Origin of the sequence: Azospirillum sp. B506 (assembly GCF_000333595.1) — a bacterium.
Classification (GTDB): domain Bacteria; phylum Pseudomonadota; class Alphaproteobacteria; order Azospirillales; family Azospirillaceae; genus Azospirillum.
Window position 1 is genome coordinate 1 of the sequence record NZ_BADK01000326.1, and the last position, 15,527, is coordinate 15,527.

The window sequence follows — 15,527 nt, forward strand, 5'->3', positions numbered from 1 at the left end:
CGGATTCCTCGGATCGCATCTCTGCGAGCGGCTTCTCGCCGATGGCTTCGAGGTTCTTGCGTCGACAATATTTCACGGGCGCCCGCCAGAACGTCGTGCATCTGCTGGACAACCCGTCCTTCGAGCTGCTGCGGCACGACATCACCTTTCCGCTGTATGTCGAGGTCGACCGGATCTTCAATCTGGCCTGCCCCGCATCGCCGATCCACTACCAGCACGATCCGGTTCAGACGACGAAGACCTCCGTGCTCGGCACGATCAACATGCTGGGACTGGCCAAGCGGGTCGGCGCCCGCATCCTCCAGGCCTCGACCAGCGAGATCTACGGCGATCCGCTCGTCCATCCGCAGCCGGAGGAATATTGGGGACATGTCAACACCATCGGCCCCCGCGCCTGCTATGACGAAGGCAAGAGATGCGCGGAAACTCTGTTCTTCGACTACCGCCGGCAACATGGCCTCGGCATCAAGGTGGCCCGCATCTTCAACACCTATGGCCCGCGCATGCATCCCAACGACGGGCGGGTGGTGTCGAACTTCATCGTCCAGGCGCTGAAGGGAAAGCCGATCACGATCTATGGCTCCGGATCGCAGACCCGCTCCTTCTGCTACGTCAGCGACCTGATCGAGGGCTTCATCCGCCTGATGGAGACGCCGCACGAAGTGACCGGCCCGCTGAATCTCGGCAATCCCCATGAATTCACCATTCTGGAACTGGCCCGGCAGGTGATCGACCTGACGGGATCGTCCTCAAGGATCGTCCACGAAGCATTGCCGCAGGACGATCCCAAACAGCGCCAACCCGATATCGCCAAAGCGCGGGAACTGCTCGGATGGGAACCGACGGTCGCTTTGCGGGCGGGGCTGGAAAGAACCATCGCCCATTTCGAGCGGCAGATCGCCCGGCCGGTCGCCGTCGGTGAAGAGGCCGAAACCCTGGTGGCGGAGTGAAGGCGGCGCCAACTGCGCGTCCGGGAGTATGGGACACAGTGGGGACTTCGCTGTCATGAAGATCGCAGCAAGCATCATGAGCAATGTCGCGCGCTATGATCCAAGCGACCAGCCGGAATTGTTCGCCTTCCGCCGATCCGTGTTCGGCGAACATTCCCGGCAGGCGGATATCGATGGCTTCGACTGGTTGCACCGCGGCTACGGCCCCTCCCCCGACCGCCCTCCCGAGGTGTGGATCTACAAAAGGAAAGGCGTGATCGTCGGCCAGCAGGCCGCGATCCCGTTCGGTCTGAAGGTGGCCAACCGTGTCGTTCCCGCCGCCTGGGCGGTCGATCTTTTCGTCGCGCCGCAGCACCGCCTGACCGGTGCCGGACCGGCGCTGATCACGGCGCAGGCGGCGGCCAAGCCGGTCACGGTCGCACTCGGAGCCAGTGAGGCCGCCCGCAAAGCCTATGACGCGCTGGGTTGGTCACCGATCGGGGTGGTTCCCAACTATGTCTGGCCGATCCGGCCGGAACGGCTGCTTCCCCTCCTGCCGTTTCATGTCCCCTTCAAGAAGACGGCCGGCTGGATCGCGCGGCAGGGCGGGTGCCTGTTGGACGCGGTGATCCGGTCCCGCCTGTACCGGTCCGGCACGGTGCTGACCCGGTTGGACAGGTTCGATGGACGGCTCGACGCGCTGTGGACGGGCGTTTCGCCGCACTATCCGATCCTCGCCATGCGCGATCTGGCGGCTGTCGACTGGCGGTTCGCCCGGGAATCCGACAGCCACCGGCACAAGCGCTACCAGATGGAAAAAGACGGCAGGATCACCGGCTATGCGGTGATGCGCATCGATCTGTGGCGGGGCGAGCCCTTTGCCCTGCTCATCGACTATCTCGCCGCCCCATCCGACATTCCCATGCTTTTCGCACACTGCCTGCAGTTGGCCCGCGACGAGGGGGCCATCGCGTTCATCGCCAAAACGGCGAATGCGATGGCAGACCTCAAGCTGCGCGGCATGGGCTTCCTGCGGCTGTCCAAGCCGCCCTTCTGGCCGACAGTGGCCTACGCGCACATCGCCCCGGCCGCATCGGCCATGGCCCCCTTCATCGCAGGGCTGGAAAACTGGTTCATCACCATGGCAGACAGCGACATCAGCCTCGATCCACTCGCGATCCGCCGCCAGCATTGGGTCGATTCACCGCAACCTGCGCTTGAGCCTACCGGCCTTCAGGCCTGAGCGGCAACGGTACGGGCGCTGCGCCGCCGTCAAGCGGCTGGCCAACAGAAGCATATCGCGTGAGAGACCGTCCGGATTAGCCCACCTGATGCCGCCGAAAGAGACCGCGGCGCCCTTCTCCGATCAAGCCTGCGGCCGCCCCTACCGCCAGTCCACCGCCATCCTGCAGGATCGCCGGATGGTTGCCTCCCCGGTTCCAACCGGCCAGGGCATTGCTGCCGAACCGGATCGCACCTTCCCCACCCCCGATACCGCGCGGTCGGCAGAGGAAGATAATATAGTCTCATTACATTAAGTATTCTTACAGAACGTTGGATTTGCACCGCACGTCTCAGATCCAAATTTTCAATACCAATTTTGTCAGACACCGCAAAATTCACCAGGACCCGTACACCATTCCATTAAAAGAAGGGCTACACCTATCGATCACTCCAGACTATGCCGAAACTGCTGACTACATATGGACTCACCAATCGGTATTGCAATATACACTATTTAATAGACAAATACACCTGCTGGCATTATCGCGCCAGATTCAAACACAAACATGATAATTCCATAAATATCATTCGATTTTATCTGTTTTTCATGCTATTCATTGCCGACTTTGAAATATCGAATTATTCTGTCGGTAGGTTTAAAGAGGGGATCGGGATTCCCGACAGCTTCAACGCCGCACTGAGCATGGAGGCCGTTGGAATCGGCGCTTCTGGCATGCCGTCATACCAAATGTAAGCGCTTTGGATTGGCCGAAGAAATAGCCAAAACAAATGAAGCCGGTCAGAAGGTGGAGGATTGCGATGTGCCCTAAAGATGATTTCCCGCCATCGGGTGACGACATTGGCATCACACCCATCGAACGGCCGAAATCCAGCAAATCATCTAATGATTTTGATCAAGTCGTCGCCCAGAAACTATTGGAGAGAATACCCCACTCTACACGCATTCTGCTTCTGGACAGAACGCCGCTGACGCGGGAGTGCCTGTCGATAGGACTTCACTCCATGGATCCTTCGACAGAGATTCTGAGCGCCGGGTCACCGCAGGATGCCGGCCTGTTGTTGCAGCGGGGGGAGCACATCGACGTCGCGATCTGCAACCTCTGCCACATCGGTCTCGATCAGCCGGCAGGCCTCGACCTCGTCTGCTCTCTGCTTGAGATGCTGGGAAGGGTTCCGCTGCTGGTCATTTCGGACCAGGACAGATTGGACGTCATTCTGCAGGGTTTCCAACTGGGAATCCGGGGCTATGTCACAACCAGTCTGGGGTTCGGGCTGGCAATGGATGCCATCCGCCTGGTCGCGGCCGGCGGCCTGTTTCTGCCCGGCTCCGCCCTGAACAGCCTGATGCGCGGACAAACACCCTCCGACCTCCCGACGGCCAGAAGCAAGTCGGACGCATCCTTTCCACGGAACGGCGTCGACAGTCCGGCCGTCCACCTCACCCCCCGCGAACAAACGGTGCTCGGAAGCCTGCGGGAAGGCAAGGCGAACAAGCTGATCGCCCGCGAACTCAACATGCGGGAGAGCACGGTCAAGGCGCATGTCGGCAACATCATGAAGAAGTTGGGCGCCAACAACCGGACACAAGCGGCATTCCTGGCATCCAAAAGGTCGTGACGACCGCAGGAACGCCGGCCGGAACCGGCGCCGTCCATGCTCAATAGCCGAGCGCGCACCCGTCCTTCCGGTGATCCGAGCCGCCCAGAAGAGTGCCGTGCTCCCAGTCGATGCCGATGGCCTGGGCACCGCCGATGGCCCAGTTGGGCGCCTTCACGGTGAAGCCCCGGCGGGTCAGTTCCGGGCCGACCGTCCGCCTGATCGCGGACTCCGCCTCGACGGTCAGGGTGCCGGGAAGCGGAAACAGGCGCGGCAGGTCGATGGCGCTTTGGATGTCCAGCCCGTGATCGAACAGCTTGGACAGGAAATGGGCGTGGCCCATCGCCTGGTAATGCCCGCCCATGACGCCGAAGGCCAGGCTGACCCGGCCGTTTTCCGTGACCATCCCCGGAATGATGGTGTGCATCGGCCGCTTGCGCGGCGCCACCATGTTGGGATGCCCGTCGACCAGGGAGAAGCTCTGGCCGCGGTTGTGGAACAGGACGCCGGACCGCGGTGCCATCAGCCCGGCGCCATAGGGATGGAAGATCGAGTTGATGAAGCTGACGGCGGTGCGGTCCTTGTCGACCACGGCGATATAGACCGTATCCCTGTGCTCGACGCCGTCGAAAACCCCGCCGGTGTCCAGCGCATGGCCGAGGTCGATCCGCGCGGCCAGCTCGTCCGCCAGCGCATCGGACAGCAGATGCTCCACGATGGAGGTTTTCGCGTGCGCCGGATCGGCCAGGAAGGCATCGCGCGCGGCATAGGCGAGCCGCGTCGCCTCGATCTCGACATGCAGGCTGTCGGGGCTCAGCGGATCGGCGGCCGGCGGGAAGCGCTTGAGGATGTTCAGGATCATCAGGGAGATGATGCCCTGGCCGTTCGGCGGGCATTCATGGATGGTGCGGCCGCGATACTCGGTCCGGATCGGCGTCACATATTCGCCCCGGGCGGCGGCGAAATCCTCCAGGCTGTGGAAGCCGCCGGCCGCGCGCAGGAACTCCACCATGTCCTCGGCGACGGTACCCCGGTAGAAGGCGTCCGGTCCCTCGCGCCCGATGGCCTCCAGCGTGTCGGCCAGCAGCGGCTGGGTCTGGACGCTGCCGGCCGACGGGGCTTTCCCATCCGTCAGGAAGGTGGCGGCGGCGGTCGGGTCGTTGCGGAGCAGGGCTGTCTGTTGCTCGATGTCATGCGACACCCGTGGCGTGATGACATAGCCCTCGCGCGCCATGGCGATTGCCGGAGCGAAGACCTCGGCCAGCGGCAGGCGGCCATGGTCGGCGACCAGCCGCGCCCAGGCCTCGACCGCTCCCGGCACCGTGACCGCATGGGGGGACTGCCGCCCGATCTCGCTGACGCCGGCCGCGCGCAGGTGCTCCAGCGTCATCGCGGCCGGCGTACGGCCCGACCCGTTGTAGGCGAGGATGTCCGACCCGCCCCTGGGAGCGATCAGGGCGAAGCAGTCGCCGCCGATGCCGGTGGATCCCGCCTCGACCACGCTCTGGACCGCACAGGCCGCCACGGCGGCGTCCATCGCGGTGCCGCCGTCCTTGAGGATCTCGACCGCCGTCACGGTGGCGGCCGGGTGGGAGGTGGCGGCCATCCCGTTGCGGCCCATGGCCAGGGAGCGGCCCGGTTCTTCGAAATTGCGCATGCTCTGCCTGTTCGCTCTCTTCAGTTCGTCTTGCTGTGGAAAGGCGTCAGCGTCCGGGCCGTCCCCGTTCCAGCCAGGCCAGCGTATCGTCCAACGCGCCGCCGATCTTCGCAACCACATCGCGGATCTCGTCGGCGGTGATGATCAGCGGCGGGCAGAGATGCACCATGTCGCCCATCGCCCGGGTGATGACGCCGCGGGCAAGGGCGAATTTCCCCACCTGGGCAGCCACCCCGAGCGCCGGGTCGAAGGGCGTCTTCGTCGCCTTGTCGCTGGTGACCTCCAAGGCGCCGATCAGCCCCATGCCGCGCTTGTCACCGACCAGCGGATGACCGGCCAGCCCGTCCAGGGCGGCCTGCAGGACCGGCGTCACCTCCCGCACATGGCCGAGGATGTCGCGTTCCTCGTAGATCTTCAGGGTTTCCAGCGCGACGGCGGTGGCGACCGGATGCCCGCTGTAGGTGAAGCCGTGGCCGAAGGTGCCGATGGCCCCACCCTGTTCGCGGATGGCGCCGTAGATCTTTTCGTTCACCATCAGGGCGGAGATCGGCTGGTAGCCGGCGGAGAGCTGCTTGGCCATCGACATCATGTCGGGCTTGAGGCCGAAGGCCTCGGTGCCGAACATGGTGCCGAGACGGCCGAAGCCGCAGATCACCTCGTCGGCGATCAGCAGGATGTCGTATTTCCGCAGGACCGCCTGGATCTTCTCGTAATAGGTCGCGGGCGGCACGATACAGCCGCCCGACGCCAGCAGTGGTTCGGCGAAGAAGGCACCGATGGTGTCCGGTCCTTCACGCAGGATCAGCGCCTCCAGGGAGTCGGCGCAGCGGGTGGCAAACGCCTCCTCCGTCTCGCCGGGCAGGCCATGGTGGTAGATGCTCGGACAGTCGGTGTGCAGGATGCCGGGCAGCGGCAGGTCGAAGGCCTTGTGGGCGTAGGGCAGCCCGGTCAGGCTGGCCGACGCCACCGTCACCCCGTGATAGGCGCGCTGGCGCGAGATGATCTTCTTCTTCTGCGGCTTGCCGATGGCGTTGTGATAGTACCAGACCAGCTTGATCGCGGTGTCGTTGGCCTCCGAGCCGGAATTGGCGAAGAACACCTTGGACATCGGCACCGGCGCCATCGCGATCAGCCGCTCCGCCAGCTCGATGCCCGGCTCGTGGGACCGGCCGCCGAAGCTGTGGTAGAAGGGCAGCGCCTGCATCTGGCGGTGCGCCGCCTCGACCAGCCGGCCTTCGCTGAAGCCGAGAGAGGCGCAGAACAGGCCGCTCAGCGCCTCGACATAGCGGTTGCCGTCGCTGTCGATCACATGGATGCCGTCGCCGCGCGCCAGCACCAGCGGCCCCTCGGCCTCATGGATAACCGGGTTGGTGTAGGGGTGCAGGATGGTCGCGACATCACGCGCCTCCAGCGAATTCGCCCGCCGGCCGTTGCCGCCGATCATCGTCATGTCAGTCTCTCCTGCCGGCCGTGCCGGTCTGTGGTTCGGTTGCTATCCAAAATTGCCCGCAGCCATCGGCCGCGGCGGTCCGAGTTCCGATCCCGTCCCGGAGTCAGGACTGGGTCCGCTGGATGAACTGGCGGAAACGCTCGGTGCGGGGGTGGGCGAACATCTCCGCCGACGGCCCCTCCTCCTCGACCCGGCCCTGGTGCAGGAACATGCTGCGGGTCGAGACATGACGGGCGAAGCCCATCTCATGGGTGACGACCAGCATGGTGCGGCCCTCCTCGGCCAGCGACCGCATCACCTTCAGCACCTCCCCCACCAGCTCCGGATCGAGGGCGGAGGTCGGCTCGTCGAACAGCAGGACTTCCGGATGGCTGGCCAGCGCGCGGGCGATCGCGGCGCGCTGCTGCTGTCCGCCCGACAGGACCGCCGGATAGTCGTGGCGCTTGGGCCGCAGCCCGGACTTGTCGAGCAGGGCTCCCGCCCTCTCGATGCACTCGCGCCCGGGACGGCGCTGGACATGCACGGGGGCTTCGATGACGTTCTCCAGGATGGTCATGTGGGGCCAGAGGTGAACTCTGGAAGACCATCGAGGCGCGGGTGCGCACCCGCGTCAGCTGGGCCCGATCGTCCGAAACGGGGCGGCCGTCGCGGCGGCGGCGCATCCGCACATGCTCGCCGCAGACGATGATGTCGCCGGAATCCGGCGTTTCGAGAAAATTCACGCAGCGCAGCAGGGTCGATTTCCCCGATCCGGACGAGCCGAGGATGGAATGACGTCGCCCTGGTTGGCGGTGAAGGAGATGCCTTTCAACACCTCGATGGATCCGAAGCTCTTGTGGAGGTCGAGGACGGCGATCTTCTCGACCGGCCAGGACGGCTTGCTTTGCGGCAGGGAAACGGCAGGCGGGGAGACAGGATGCGTCGCCGTCATGCGGGTTCTCCGGTGGTGCGGATCCTCGGCCGCGCGGGCTGCAGGCGGGGACGCCGGGGCGACAGCCACCATTCCAGCAGCAGGACCACGCGGGTCAGGACGAAGGTCAAAGCGAGGTAGATGAGCCCGGCGCAGGCGAAGATCTCGACCGCCCGGTAGGTCTGCGCGATCATCTTGCCGGCCAGCCCGGTCACCTCCATCAGGGTGATGGTCGATGCCAGCGAGGTCGCCTTCGCCATCAGCACCAGTTCGTTGCCGTAGGCCGGCAGAGCCTGGCGGATCGCCAGCGGCAGGACGATCCGGCGCAGCCGCATCAGCGGGCGCATGCCGCAGGCCGACGCCGCCTCCAGCGCGCCGGGCGGTACCGAGGCGACGCCGCCGCGGATGATTTCGCTGGCATAGGCCGCGGTGTTCATCGCCATCGCCAGCACGGCGCAGGAATAGGGGTCGCGGAAGAAGCTCCACAGCCCAAGCTCCTGCAGGGCCGGCCGGAACTGCCCCAGCCCGTAATAGATCATGAACAGCTGGATCAGCAGCGGCGTGCCGCGGAAGACGAAGACATAGGCGCGGGCGGGAAGCGACAGCACCGCCACGCCCGATGTCCGCATCAGCGCCAGCGCCAGCGCGCCGGCACCGCCCAGCAGGACCGAGCTTGCGGTGAGTTGGAGCGTCAGCGGCAGGCCGCCGAGCAGGGTCAACAGGGTCGCCTGCATGAAGGAGAGATCCATCATCCCCTCCGGAACGGACGCAGCGACCGGATCTCCGCCCAGCGGAAGGCCTGCCCAGACACCGAGGTGATGCCGAGATAGAGCAGCAACGCCGCCGAATAGAACAGGAAGGGTTCGCGGGTCGATCCGGCCCCGACCTGGGCCGCCCGCAGCAGCTCCACCAGCCCGATCACCGAGATCAGGGCGGAGTCCTTCAGAATCAGCTGCCAGACATTGCCCAGACCGGGCAGGGCATGGCGGATGACCTGGGGGGCGAGGACCCGGCGGAACATCAGCAGCGATCCCATGCCGGCGGCACGGGCGGATTCGATCTGACCGCGCGGGATGGCGTTGAAGGCGCCGCGGAAGACCTCCGCCTGATAGGCGGCGGAGACCACGCCCAGGGCCAGCACGCCGGTCAGGAAGACCGGCAACCCGATGAAGCCGCCATAGCCGGCGGCGTTGCCGATCCAGGACAGGATCTGGCTGCCGCCGAAATAGAACAGGTAGATCACCAGAAGATCGGGAACCCCGCGCAGGATCGTCGTGACGGCATCCGCCACCGTCCTGGCGATGAAGCCGCCGGCGATGCGGGCATGGGCGAGAAGCGCGCCCAGCAGGGCGCCGGCCGCGAAGCCGGAGACGGAAAGGGCCACCGTCGTCAGGGCGGCGAGCAGCAGGGGCACGCCCCAGCCGTTCGGTCCCAGGAAGAGGTCGAATAGGTGCATCGCATGGTGCTCCGTCCAGCATAGCCCCGGAGGGGCGGCACGGCGCCCGGAGTACGGCGCCGTGCCGGACCTCCTCTGCCCGCCGGTTTGCGAGCGGAGGAGGAAAGACGCCTCAGTTCGTCAGGCTGGTCTTCAGCCACTTCTGCGCCAGCCTGTCGATGGTGCCGTCAGCCTTGGCGGCCAGGATCGCCTTGTCGAACATCTCCTTCAGGACGGTGTCGTCCTTGCGCAGGCCGACGGCGATGCCCTTGCCGAACACGTCGCCGACGAAGGTCGGGCCCGCCAGCGTGAAGGCCTGGTAGTCGGGTTTGCTGAGAAACGCGGTCAGCGAGCTTTTCTGGGCGACCACGCCATCGATGCGGCCGGCCCTGCAGTCGAGGTCATGCTGCTCGGTCGTCTTGTATTCCCGGACCGTCACGCTGTCCTTCAGGTATTTCTCCAGGAACGCGGTGTTGCTGGTCGCGGTCTGGGTGCCGATGGACTTGCCCTTCAGCTGCGCGGCGATGGGGGCCAGGGCGGCGTTGACCTTGGCGGGATCGCCGCCCAGATCCACCGTGGTGCCGGTGCCCGGCAGCTTGGCGAGCGGGCTGGCCTTCTCGACCATGATGGCGGCGGCGGTGGGCGCATAAGGCTCGCTGAAGCCGATGACGGCCAGACGCTTTTCCGTGACGATCATCGACGCCATGATCGCATCGAACTTGCGGGCATTCAGCGCCGGGATCAGGCCGTCCCAATCCTGGGCGACGATGGTGCAGCGCACCGCCATCCTGGCGCACAGATCGTTGGCGAGGTCGATCTCCAACCCGTCCAGCTTGCCGCCGGCGGTGGTGAAGTTCCAGGGCTCATAGGCGCCTTCGGTGGCAATGGTGATCGCCGTCGGCTTGCTCTGCGCGGCGGCGGGGGTGAGGGTGGCCGAAACGGCGGCGAGCAGCAGCGTCGAGGCGAGGATCAGAGTCTTCATCGTGATTGTCCCTGTTCAGTGGACCGATTTTCAGCATTGTTATTGGCGATGCGGGTTCAGGCCCGCTTGATGGTCTCAGATCCGGGAGCGGGACCGCGCGATGGCGGTCAGGCTGAGGATCTCGAAAAGCACCTGGGCGGCGACCTGCGCCGTGTTGCTGGTGGGGTCGTATTGCGGAGCCACCTCGACCACGTCGCCGCCGACGATATCGGCGCCGGCCGCTCCGCGCAGGATGGCCAGCGCCTGGGCCGAGGTCAGGCCGCCCACCTCCGGCGTTCCGGTCCCCGGTGCGAAGGCGGGATCGAGACCGTCGACATCGAAGCTGACATAGGTGGGTCCATCGCCGATGACCTGCCGCATGCGGTCGACCACCGCACGCACGCCCATCAGCTCCACCTCCTCGGCATGGATCACCGTCATGCCGGACTCGTAGGAGAAGTCCCAAAGATATTCGGAATTGCCACGGATGCCGATCTGGATGGTGCGTTCCGGATCGAGCACGCCGTCCAGCACCGCCTGGCGGAATGGACCGCCGTGATGAAACTTGCAGCCCTCGAACGAGCCGCCGGTGTCACAGTGGGCGTCGATGTGGATCAGTCCGACCGGCCGGCTCCGGCCGACCGCGCGCAGGACCGGCAGGGTGACGGAATGATCGCCCCCCACCCCGAGCGGGACGGTCCCGGCCGCCACCATCGCGCCGACGAACCGCTCGATGTCCTCATGGGCCTGGGCAAGATCGAAGCGGCTGCGGAAGGGGACGTCGCCAACATCCGCCACCGCATGGTCGCCGGAGGGAACCAGCCCGAGCACATGTTCATAAGGCCCGACCCGCTCGACACCGCGAACGGCACGCGGGCCGAAACGCGCGCCCGAGCGGTTGGTCACGCCCAGATCCATCGGAATGCCGTACAGCGCCATGTCGATTCCGGTGAAATCCGGCGCAGATTCCGGCCGGTACGGCGCCTTCAACAGGGTCGCAAGCCCGGCATAGGGGGCCTGCCGGACGTCACCGTCCCTGAACACCAGGGACGCCACCCTGGCGAAATCCGGATTCGCCGCCTCATCCCCGCGGGAATGAGCGTAACGCTCCCGCAACCGTTCCAGCTTGCGGTGATCGAACACGCACGTCTCCTCCGTTGCCGCCGCCGGGTCCGATGCCCCCGCGGTCGCCTGTCAAAGTCCGTGATGCCTGCACACTGGGCGCGTTCCCCGGTCCCAATCGGCCGGCAGTGCCGCCGGCTCTTGTAAACTGTTGCCAATCAAGGAGTTGTTGCAAAGCGTCCTTGTCGGATACAAAATCGTATACAATCCTGAATCCGAGTTCAAGCACCTTTCCGGTTGGCTTGCCTGGACAGAGGGCAGGCCCTATCAAGGGTGCGGGAACGCGAGAAACCACGGGTGCGACGAGCATGGCCTACGACAAGACCGAAGCGGACCAATCGGTTCGCGAGAAGACTTACAGAGAGCTGAAGTCGATGATCCTGTCGGGCCGACTGCGGCCGTCCGAGCGGCTGTCGGAGACCCGGCTTGCCGAACGGCTGGGGGTCAGCCGGACGCCGCTGCGCGAAGCCTTGATGAAGTTGGAAAAGGAAGGGCTGGTCGTCGGGCAGCGCAACATCGGCTATACGGTGGTGGATGTCGATCTGCCGACGGTACGCAATCTTCTGGTCGTCCGCCAGGCGCTGGACGTCTGCGCGGCCGAACTGGCCTGCGAGGTCGCGACGGACGAGGATTTGGACCGCATCGGTGCCATCGTCGAGGAGATGGAGGCCCTGAACCTGTCGATCGTCGGCAACAGCGTGGATGCCGCCCGCGTCCTTGAGCTTGGGCTGCGCATCCACATCGTGATCGCCGAGATCACGCGCAACGACGTCCTGATCCGGGTGACGGAACAAATCTACGGACAGCTCCAGCTGGCGCTGCTGCTGGAGATTTTGTGGATCGACCTCAAGGATTCCGGGCTTGAGGAACATCAGGCGATCGCCAACGCCATCCGTGCCCGCGATCGGGCCGCCGCCGGTCATGCGGCAAGACTGCATGTGCAGCAAAGCCTGGAAAATATGGCGAAGGTGCAGGAACTGCTCGATCTGCGCCGCGCCAGCGGCATCCTCTAGACGGCACGAAGACCGGCCGCACTCCAAAAGCGCCACGAGCAGGATCCATCCTGCAGCTCAGAAGAAGAAATCGTCGATGCTGTCCCGCTGTTCCCCGCTCTGCTGGACGCACGCGCTGCCGAAGAGCTGCGCGTGGGTGTTGCGCTCCAGGTCGGCCGTGTAGAGGGTGGCGAACAGGCGATGCAGGTCTTCGGCGATCCCGGGGGCATGGATGTCGCCCGACCGTGACGCCGCCTCCATCCGGTGCGCAAAGCGCAGGCTGGCGGCCGCCAGCCGTTGCTCGATACCAAGCCGGTCGATGGTTCCGGTCAGAAGCCTGGACACCTCCAGACAGTCCCCGGTCAAAGCCGACAGCGAGCGCATCTGATCGGCATGCAACCGCTTCAGGCACTCCATCGAACCCGACATTTCGTCCGCCAGTTCCCTGGCCGCCCGATGATCCCTGCCCGACCTGAGGTCCAGGGCGCTCGCTCCCCGGGTCGCCGCCTGGATGGCCTCGGCGATCGCCTTCGACACATCCTCGGTCCGCCGGCTGCACGCACGCAACTCCTGCGCCACCACGCCCAGCCCGCGTCCCTCCGACCCAAGCCGCGCGCATTTCAGCGTCGTGTTCAGCCCCATCAGCCGCATGTCGGTATCGATGGATCGAATGGCGAGGACATCCCGGCCCATGGCATCGAAGCCGTGCGAAACCTCGACAACCCGTTCCCTGAGACGCTCGTCTGACCGGCAATAGTGCTGCAGCAGCTCCAGGGCGCGGTCGACCTCGGTCGCAACGATCGCCAGGATGGAACCGCCTTCCCCCTTGGCCGGATTGGACCCTGCCTCGAAGCCGGCATTGCCCGAACCGAACAGCCCCATCGCTTCGCGTGCGATGGCGTCGGCATCCCGGACAAGCGCCTCCAGAGTCTCCTTCAGGGACGCCATCTGGCTGCCGAAGTCGCTGTTCGCATCCGCATATTGGCGGATTTGCAGGGCACAGACGGCCGCCGACAGATCCGCCCGGTGACGGTCGTCCAACTCCGCAAGCCATCGCAGATGCTGCGGCAAGGCTGCCTGGGGCCGCTCCGCCAGCAGCCCGAGCACATCCAGTGCCGCATCGATGTGGGACAGGCGCTGGCAGGTGAGGTCGCCGACCTGGAGATCGCTGATGCAGCGCGCGATCCGCTGGCCGACCTCGCCGACACGGCCGGCAAAGCGGTGTGCAGCCTGCTGCGCGGTGTTGCGGCAGGCCGCCAGCCTGTCCAGGCTGGCCTGCAGCCGGCGCCCGACATCGTCCAGGCGGGTGCGGTTGTCGCGCTGGAATCGGCGGCCCCGTCCCTGGCCGCCGAGATGGCGACCTGCAGAGCCGCAAGATGTCCGACCGCCTGTGTCGTCGCCTGCTCCGCCAGCCGGTGAAGCCGGTCGATCTCGCGGTTGAAGACACTGAAATCATCGCTGCCGGACCGGATCTGGACCGATTGGACCTTTGCGTTGATCGCCAGGGCGGTGATCTCGCCGATGATGCCGGACAGCGTGCCGAGCAGGGCGGCCATGTCGGTACCCGCCCCGTCCAGGCCGGTCAGATCGCCCAGCGTCTGGCTGAGATTGGCCGCCAGCCCGTCGGTCACCTCGCGGACCCGTCCCAACCGGCCGCAGGCATCGACACCGTCCTCATTGTCGATCAGCACGGACAGCGCGCGGAACCGCTCGCCGATGGCCGCCATGCGGTCCAGAGTCCGCGACAGGGTCTCGCCGACCGCCAGGAACGCCGCCTCGATCGGTGCCGATGCGTCGCGCAGGTCGCTTTTCAACGACTGTAGCAGTCCAGCGTCCGGGCCGGACGGCAGGGCCGCGTCGCCGGCGCGGGGAGTGTCCCCGAAGGCGGACGTGTCAAGGATGCTGTCCATGCCGAAGCCCTTTTGCAATCGTGCAATCAGTGGAGACGGAAGAGGGCGAGCGGTTTCACGACCGGTCGTGGCGCAGGATTTCACGCGCAATCGACGAGAGGCCGACCACCTTGTCGACCCCGCCCCGGACAATCGCCTCCTTCGGCATTCCGAAGACGACGCAGCTCTCTTCGTCCTGGGCCAGCGTGAAGGCGCCGGCCTCGTGCATCTCGCGCATCCCGGTGGCGCCGTCATCCCCCATGCCGGTCATGATGACGCCGACGGCATTGGCCCCGGCGCAGTGCGCGGACGAGCGGAACAGCACATCGACCGACGGCCGGTGGCGCGAGACCAGCGGGCCGTCCTTCACCGCCACCAGATAGCGGGCGCCGCTGCGTTGCAGCAGCATATGGCGGTTGCCCGGAGCGATCAGCACCTGTCCGCGCAGCACCGTGTCGCCGTCGCGCGCCTCGCGCACCGTGACCTCGCACAGGCTGTCGAGGCGACGGGCGAAGGCGGCGGTGAAGCTCTCCGGCATATGCTGGACGACGACGATGCCGGGGCAGTCGGCGGGCAGCGCCTCCAGCACCTCGCGCAGGGCCTCGGTGCCGCCGGTCGAGGCGCCGATGCAGACGATGCGCTCGGTCGTGCGCGCCATCGCCCCCTTGCCGGGCGCCGGCATCATCACGTCGGCGCTCAGCTTCGGCTCCGGCGTCCGTGGGCGTCCGGCCGCCGGCTCGGCGGCAGCGGCATGAGGGCGCTGGCGGATGCGGGCGCGGGCCGCCGCCTTGACCGTGTCGCAGATGCGGACCTGGGCGTCGAGCAGGCACTGGCGGGTGTCGATGCGCGGCTTGAGGATGACCTCGGCGGCCCCGGCTTCCAGCGCCTGCATCAGGGTCTCGCTGCCGTCCTCCACCAGCGAGGAGCACATCACCACCGGAATGGGATGCTGGCTCATCAGCTTGCGCAGGAAGGTGATGCCGTCCATGCGCGGCATCTCGACATCCAGGGTGATGACGTCCGGCGCCTCCTCCGCGATCCGGCGGACGGCGGCATAGGGATCGGCCGCCGCCCCCATGACCTCGATGTCCGGATCGGACGACAGGATGTCGGTCAGGGTCCGGCGGACGGTCGCGGAGTCGTCGACGATCAGCACGCGGATCTTCTGGCTCATCGCTCAGCTCCGGATGAAGATTGCGGATCCGGCCTGCTTCAGCGGCAGGTCCATGCTGGTGATGGTCTCGCTGTGGCCGATGAACAGGATGCCACCGGGGCGCAAATGGCCGCACAGCTTCTCCAGCACCCTTTTATGGGTCGTCTCGTGGAAATACGATCAATATG

General features: G+C 65.9%; 14 protein-coding genes and 3 pseudogenes. 4 read left to right on the top strand and 13 right to left on the bottom strand.

Features of this window, described 5'->3' with window-relative positions:
* The 3 genes and pseudogenes from I71_RS09990 to I71_RS10000 form a co-directional block, all read left to right on the top strand.
* Positions 1–950 (top strand): annotated as a pseudogene (locus tag I71_RS09990) (UDP-glucuronic acid decarboxylase family protein); the annotation flags it as partial.
* Positions 919–2,172, top strand: coding sequence for a GNAT family N-acetyltransferase (locus tag I71_RS09995; protein ID WP_148294204.1), 1,254 nt, complete (start codon positions 919–921; stop codon positions 2,170–2,172). The pseudogene I71_RS09990 and the gene I71_RS09995, both read left to right, overlap by 32 nt.
* Positions 2,173–2,972: 800 nt before the next feature.
* Positions 2,973–3,791: a response regulator transcription factor gene (locus tag I71_RS10000; RefSeq protein WP_159107368.1), complete on the top strand. Its 819-nt coding sequence runs from the start codon at positions 2,973–2,975 to the stop codon at positions 3,789–3,791.
* A 40-nt stretch (positions 3,792–3,831) separates the two neighbouring features.
* On the opposite strand, the gene I71_RS10005 is transcribed toward I71_RS10000, so the two are convergent.
* From I71_RS10005 to speB, 9 genes and pseudogenes are all read right to left on the bottom strand, one after another.
* A complete protein-coding gene (locus tag I71_RS10005; protein ID WP_042694452.1) occupies positions 3,832–5,427 on the bottom strand; it encodes a gamma-glutamyltransferase family protein in 1,596 nt (531 codons plus the stop codon).
* A gap of 46 nt (positions 5,428–5,473) precedes the next feature.
* Positions 5,474–6,877 (bottom strand): aspartate aminotransferase family protein, encoded by a 1,404-nt coding sequence (locus I71_RS10010; RefSeq protein ID WP_042694454.1) that lies wholly within the window; start codon positions 6,875–6,877, stop codon positions 5,474–5,476.
* A gap of 103 nt (positions 6,878–6,980) precedes the next feature.
* Entirely contained in the window at positions 6,981–7,433 is a 453-nt protein-coding gene (locus I71_RS40995) for an ATP-binding cassette domain-containing protein (RefSeq protein WP_375731186.1), read from the bottom strand.
* A pseudogene (locus tag I71_RS41000) lies at positions 7,342–7,644 on the bottom strand (ATP-binding cassette domain-containing protein); the annotation flags it as partial. The pseudogene I71_RS41000 and the gene I71_RS40995, both read right to left, overlap by 92 nt.
* On the bottom strand, positions 7,596–7,808 hold the full coding sequence (locus tag I71_RS41005) for a hypothetical protein (RefSeq protein ID WP_375731187.1): 213 nt from the start codon (positions 7,806–7,808) through the stop codon (positions 7,596–7,598). The pseudogene I71_RS41000 and the gene I71_RS41005, both read right to left, overlap by 49 nt.
* Positions 7,805–8,539: an ABC transporter permease subunit gene (locus I71_RS10020; RefSeq protein WP_049976024.1), complete on the bottom strand. Its 735-nt coding sequence runs from the start codon at positions 8,537–8,539 to the stop codon at positions 7,805–7,807. Before I71_RS10020 ends, I71_RS41005 begins: the two co-directional genes overlap by 4 nt.
* Positions 8,536–9,243 (bottom strand): ABC transporter permease, encoded by a 708-nt coding sequence (locus I71_RS10025; protein WP_042694458.1) that lies wholly within the window; start codon positions 9,241–9,243, stop codon positions 8,536–8,538. Before I71_RS10025 ends, I71_RS10020 begins: the two co-directional genes overlap by 4 nt.
* A gap of 112 nt (positions 9,244–9,355) precedes the next feature.
* The gene (locus I71_RS10030) at positions 9,356–10,204 is read right to left on the bottom strand and encodes a transporter substrate-binding domain-containing protein (RefSeq protein WP_199902153.1); all 849 of its coding nucleotides are present in this window, start codon (positions 10,202–10,204) and stop codon (positions 9,356–9,358) included.
* A gap of 75 nt (positions 10,205–10,279) precedes the next feature.
* Positions 10,280–11,326: an agmatinase gene (speB, locus tag I71_RS10035; RefSeq protein ID WP_042694461.1), complete on the bottom strand. Its 1,047-nt coding sequence runs from the start codon at positions 11,324–11,326 to the stop codon at positions 10,280–10,282.
* Positions 11,327–11,613: 287 nt separating this feature from the next.
* Here speB and I71_RS10040 point away from each other — a divergent pair, with 287 nt between their 5' ends.
* The gene (locus tag I71_RS10040; protein ID WP_042694462.1) at positions 11,614–12,318 is read left to right on the top strand and encodes a GntR family transcriptional regulator; all 705 of its coding nucleotides are present in this window, start codon (positions 11,614–11,616) and stop codon (positions 12,316–12,318) included.
* A 57-nt stretch (positions 12,319–12,375) separates the two neighbouring features.
* Here the strand turns inward: I71_RS10040 and I71_RS10045 are convergent, their stop codons facing one another.
* The 4 genes and pseudogenes from I71_RS10045 to I71_RS35785 form a co-directional block, all read right to left on the bottom strand.
* Positions 12,376–13,245, bottom strand: coding sequence for a methyl-accepting chemotaxis protein (locus I71_RS10045; RefSeq protein WP_042694464.1), 870 nt, complete (start codon positions 13,243–13,245; stop codon positions 12,376–12,378).
* Entirely contained in the window at positions 13,233–14,207 is a 975-nt protein-coding gene (locus I71_RS10050) for a hypothetical protein (RefSeq protein ID WP_148294205.1), read from the bottom strand. The genes I71_RS10045 and I71_RS10050 overlap by 13 nt, the downstream gene beginning before the upstream one ends.
* Positions 14,208–14,262: 55 nt before the next feature.
* Positions 14,263–15,360: a chemotaxis response regulator protein-glutamate methylesterase gene (locus tag I71_RS10055; RefSeq protein ID WP_042694467.1), complete on the bottom strand. Its 1,098-nt coding sequence runs from the start codon at positions 15,358–15,360 to the stop codon at positions 14,263–14,265.
* A gap of 3 nt (positions 15,361–15,363) precedes the next feature.
* Positions 15,364–15,507, bottom strand: a pseudogene (locus I71_RS35785) (CheR family methyltransferase); the annotation flags it as partial.
* Positions 15,508–15,527 lie beyond the last annotated feature (20 nt).